At 70.1% G+C, this 244-nt stretch carries 1 protein-coding gene; it reads left to right on the top strand.

Annotated elements, in window-relative coordinates; genetic code table 11:
* Positions 1-12 precede the first annotated feature (12 nt).
* A partial coding sequence (locus R0J88_RS22670) for an ImcF-related family protein (protein WP_410901273.1) occupies positions 13-244 on the top strand: 232 nt, incomplete at its 3' end.

Below are 244 nucleotides of genomic sequence, written 5' to 3'. Positions count from 1 at the left end.
GACGACTGGCCGATGATCGACGCGAACCTCGCGCTCGTCGACCAGACCCGCGAGAACCTGCGCCGCGTCGTGCGCGGCATGCCGGCCCGCCAGCGCGTCTACGAGGAAATCAAGGCCCGCGCGTCGACCCGCTTCGCGCCGATGACCATCGCGCGCATCGTCGGCGACGGCAACCAGGGGCTGGTCGCCGGCAGCTACGCGATTCCGGGCACGTTCACGCGTGAGGCATGGTTCGACTACGTGC

It is taken from the genome of Pseudoalteromonas sp. SIMBA_162 (assembly GCF_046535955.1).
Classification (GTDB): Bacteria; Pseudomonadota; Gammaproteobacteria; order Enterobacterales; family Alteromonadaceae; genus Pseudoalteromonas; species Pseudoalteromonas marina.
Note: the sequence above shows the minus strand (reverse complement) of the source record. Positions and strands in the feature narration are given on the sequence as shown.